The sequence below is a fragment of the Kitasatospora sp. NPDC056783 genome (assembly GCF_042789895.1).
In the GTDB taxonomy this organism is placed as follows: Bacteria; Actinomycetota; Actinomycetes; order Streptomycetales; family Streptomycetaceae; genus Kitasatospora.
This window is the reverse complement of the sequence record NZ_JBHUAF010000471.1, coordinates 1-3,952: the sequence shown is the minus strand read 5'-3', so window position 1 is coordinate 3,952 and position 3,952 is coordinate 1. Positions and strand designations below refer to the sequence as shown.

Sequence of the window (3,952 nt, the reverse complement as noted above, 5' to 3'; positions counted from 1 at the left end):
CCAGTCGCCTGATCAGTGGCGGTTCAGCAGGCGTCGATGAAGCGGTCCAGCACCCGGACGCCGAACTTCAGGCCGTCCACCGGCACCCGCTCGTCGACGCCGTGGAACATCCCGGCGAAGTCCAGCTCCGGCGGCAGCTGGAGCGGCGCGAAGCCGAAGCAGCGGATGCCCAGGTCCTGGAAGGACTTGGCGTCCGTCCCTCCCGACAGGCAGTACGGCACCGCCCGGGCGATCGGGTCCTCGGCCCGCAGGGCGGTCTGCATCGCCTCGACCAGGGCTCCGTCGAAGCCGGTCTCGATCGCCTTGTCCGAGTGCAGGCTCTCGCGCTTCACGCGCGGGCCGAGCACGCTGTCCAGCTCGGTCAGGAACTCCTCCTCGAAGCCCGGCAGGAAGCGCCCGTCCACGTGCGCGGTGGCCTGACCGGGGATCACGTTGACCTTGTACCCGGCGCCGAGCATGGTGGGCTGGGCGGTGTTGCGCAGCGTGGTGCCGATCATCTTGGCGATGCCGCCGAGCACCCGCAGCGTCTCGTCCATGTTCTCCGGGTCCAGCTCGACCCCGAGCGCGTCCGACAACTCGTCCAGGAAGGCCCGGACGGTCTTGGTGATCCGCAGCGGGAACTGGTGCCGGCCGAGCCGGGCGACCGCCTCGCACAGCTCGGTGATCGCGTTGTCGTCGTTCTCCATCGAGCCGTGGCCGGCCCGGCCCTCGACCGTCAGGCGCATCCAGTGCATGCCCTTCTCGGCCGTCTCCACCAGGTAGAGGCGGACCTGGTCGTTGACGGTGAAGGAGAAGCCACCGACCTCGCCGATCGCCTCGGTCACGCCCTCGAACAGCCCCGGGTGCTCGTCCACCAGGAAGCGCGCCCCGTAGGTGCCGCCGGCCTCCTCGTCGGCGAGGAAGGCCAGCACGATGTCGCGCGGGGGCTTGCGTCCGGTGCGCAGCCGGTCGCGGATGACGGCCAGGGTCATCGCGTCCATGTCCTTCATGTCGACCGCACCGCGCCCCCAGACGCAGCCGTCCGCGATCTCGCCGCCGAACGGGTCGTACGTCCAGTCCGCCGCGTTGGCCGGCACCACGTCGGTGTGGCCGTGGATCAGCAGGCCGGGACGGGAGCGGTCCTCACCCTCGATCCGGACCACCGTCGAGGCCCGGCCCTTGGCCGACTCGAAGATCTGCGGCTCCAGCCCGAACTCGGCGAGTTGCTCGGCGACGTACTCGGCCGCCCTGCGCTCCCCCGGGCCGGAACCGTCCCCGTAGTTGCTGGTGTCGATCCGGATCAGATCGCGACAGATGTCGGCGACCTCCGACTCAGCCGTCACCTTCGGGGCCGCCGACTCGCTCCGCTCGCTCACGGTCACTCCTCGTCTTGGGCCCGCACCGACGCACCAGCGCGCCACCCCCAGGACCTGCACCCGGGCCGTACGAGCACGTCCGCCCATCCTCCCCCAGCCCCCGGCCCCGATCCAGCCCCCCGTGCTCCCGAAACCCGCTGGTCACGCCCCCGCCACATCCCGCCCCTTGCCCCCGCCACCGGTGCCGCTCCCCAGGTCCGGAACCGTTTTGGGAGCCCAAGCCGATCTTTGCTACAGTTACATCTGTCAGCGCGACGGACGAGAGATCGGAAGCCGCGAGGACGACACCCGGTCCGGGTGGCGGAATGGCAGACGCGCTAGCTTGAGGTGCTAGTGCCCTTTATCGGGCGTGGGGGTTCAAGTCCCCCCTCGGACACCGACGAAAGGCCCCAGATTCTTCTGGGGCCTTTCTGGTTTTCCCGGCTCTCCGGCCTTCCGGCTGTCCGGATGTCCGGCGGCGGGTCCGGCCGGGGCTCGGTCAGCCGGTCATGGTCGCGCCCGCGCCCGTGTAGGCGCCGTAGACGCCGGTGTCGTCCGCCCAGATCCAGTAGCCCGTGTGCGAGACCCCGTCGGAACCGACGTGGGAGTCGGCGACCTGGAAGCCGGCGCCGTTCTCGTTGACGATGAACTGGCCCTGGCCGAAGTTCGCGTCCAGGCCTTCCGGAGCGGCGGCCGAGGCCAGGCCCGCGCAGCCGATGACGAGCGGGACGGTGAGGGCACCGACGGCCACCACTCGCTTGAGAGCACGCATCAAGATCTCCTCCACGGAGTTTCGGGTTGGGGGGCGGGAGTCGTTCGACCCCGCCGCGATTCAGAGAGCCACGGCCCGCATCCCGCCGCAACCGGCGCCACGCCCCCGCCCGGCCTCACGGCCCGTCAGAATCGCCGTTCCCACCAGCGAAGATACGACTGGTGTGCTTTTTCTGAGGATCAGTCGGCTGGAGCACCCCGCGCCCCCGCTCCGCCCGAACACAGGGGAATCCCCTCGGAGTTCACCGGAACTCCGAGGGGATTCGCGGCTGGGGTCAGCCGTTCTGCCAGGTGGCGCCGGAGCCCGTGAAGGCCCCGGAGACACCGGTGTCGTCGGACCAGATCCAGAAGTCGGTGTGCTGGACCCCGTCGGAGTTCAGAACGGAGTTGGCGCTCGCGGCGCCGGCACCGTTCTGGTTGGCGACGAACTGGCCCGCGCCGAAGTTCGCGTCCAAGCCTTCCTGCGCCGAAGCCAGGCCGGCGCAGCCGATCACGAGCGGGACGGCGATGGCACCGGCAGCCAGGACACGCTTGAGAGAACGCATGGAAATCTCCTCCACGGAGTTTCGGAATCGAGATGGCGTCGCCGAATCGGCCCGCCGCGATTCAGACAGCCACGCCCCGCATCCCGCCGCAACCGACGCCACGGCCCTCTCGGCCCGCACTCGGCCGGAAACGCCGAGCCCACCAGCAGAAATATTGATCAGGTGATTGTCGGGAGGATCATTCGGCCGGAGCAGACCGGCGACACCCGACAGCCCGATCGGTCCGACACCGCCGACCGCCTCCGGGCCTGCCCAACCCCTGGCCGATGTCATTCGAAAGCCCGATCCGGGGATCGGCCGTATGGGAACGATCGGCCTCCGGCCCCGCCGGACGCCCCGCCGGCCGGTCGGTCCAAAGGGGCGCGGCGGATCGTCAGGGCCGGCGGGCGTCGTCGCCCAGGGCGCTCTCGATGCCCTGGACCATCCGCCACAGCGGCGCCCGGCGGCTGGCCACCAGGACCACGACCTCGTCGGACTCGCCCTCGGCGGTCTCCGCCGAGCGCTCGCTCCAGGTGCCGGTGACGAAGGCCATCGCCGCGTCCACCTCGGTCACCCAGTCGCTCTCGCCTCCCGAACGCAGCCAGGTGCGCAGGGCGTGGTTGTGCGCGGAGACGACGGCCGCGGCGATCACGTCCGCGCGCAGCGGGCCGTCCGGGCGGTCGGCGAAGCGGTCGCGCAGGTAGGCGGCGAGGGTGTGCTCGTAGCGCCAGACCACGGACAGCTCGTACGCCCGCAGGCCGGGCACCTTGCGGGTCAGGCGGTAGCGCTGGACGGAGAAGGAGGGCTGCTCCGCGTACATCCGCAGGACCAGGCGGGCGGCGTCGCAGGCGTGCTTGACCGGGTCCTCCTCGCCGCTGCCGGACTCCAGGAACTCCGTCATCTCGGCGAGGCTGCGCTCGTGGTCGGGAAAGACCACGTCCTCCTTGGCCGGGAAGTAGCGGAAGAAGGAGCGCCGGCCGACGCCGGCCAGCGAGACGATGTCGTCGACGGTCGTCTGCTCGAAGCCCCGCTCCAGGAAGAGTTCGAAGGCCGCGGCCACCAGCGCCTCGCGCATCGCCGGCTTCGAGGGCCCGTCATTCATGGGCTGGTCCTGCTCTTCCTTGTCGCTCATTCACCGGAACCTAACATCCACCCGTGGGGTGGCCGGGACGGCCGGGCCGCCCGTTCGGGCCCGGCCGTCGGCGCGCGTCGGTGCGCGCGGGAGTGGGTCTCGGGAGGGGTTACGGGAGGTTGCGGGCCATCACGATCCGCTGCACCTGGTTCGTCCCCTCGTAGATCTGCGTGATCTTCGCGTCCCGCATC

At 70.6% G+C, this 3,952-nt stretch carries 5 protein-coding genes and 1 tRNA gene; 1 reads left to right on the top strand and 5 read right to left on the bottom strand.

Annotated features, from left to right (window positions below; translation table 11 throughout):
* Positions 1 to 23: 23 nt before the first annotated feature.
* Entirely contained in the window at positions 24 to 1,355 is a 1,332-nt protein-coding gene (locus ACFRMQ_RS37115) for a M20/M25/M40 family metallo-hydrolase (protein WP_380735261.1), read from the bottom strand.
* A 291-nt stretch (positions 1,356 to 1,646) separates the two neighbouring features.
* On the opposite strand from ACFRMQ_RS37115, the gene ACFRMQ_RS37110 reads away from it, so the two are divergent.
* Positions 1,647 to 1,731: transfer RNA gene (locus ACFRMQ_RS37110), tRNA-Leu, on the top strand.
* Positions 1,732 to 1,833: 102 nt separating this feature from the next.
* Here ACFRMQ_RS37110 and ACFRMQ_RS37105 read toward each other — a convergent pair.
* The 4 genes from ACFRMQ_RS37105 to ACFRMQ_RS37090 all read right to left on the bottom strand — a co-directional run.
* Positions 1,834 to 2,106: a hypothetical protein gene (locus tag ACFRMQ_RS37105; RefSeq protein WP_380704928.1), complete on the bottom strand. Its 273-nt coding sequence runs from the start codon at positions 2,104 to 2,106 to the stop codon at positions 1,834 to 1,836.
* Between the two features lie 274 nt (positions 2,107 to 2,380).
* A complete protein-coding gene (locus ACFRMQ_RS37100) occupies positions 2,381 to 2,650 on the bottom strand; it encodes a hypothetical protein (RefSeq protein ID WP_380735260.1) in 270 nt (89 codons plus the stop codon).
* Between the two features lie 373 nt (positions 2,651 to 3,023).
* Entirely contained in the window at positions 3,024 to 3,761 is a 738-nt protein-coding gene (locus tag ACFRMQ_RS37095) for a TetR family transcriptional regulator (protein ID WP_380735259.1), read from the bottom strand.
* A 109-nt stretch (positions 3,762 to 3,870) separates the two neighbouring features.
* A partial coding sequence (locus ACFRMQ_RS37090) for an acyl-CoA dehydrogenase family protein (RefSeq protein ID WP_157882129.1) occupies positions 3,871 to 3,952 on the bottom strand: 82 nt, incomplete at its 5' end.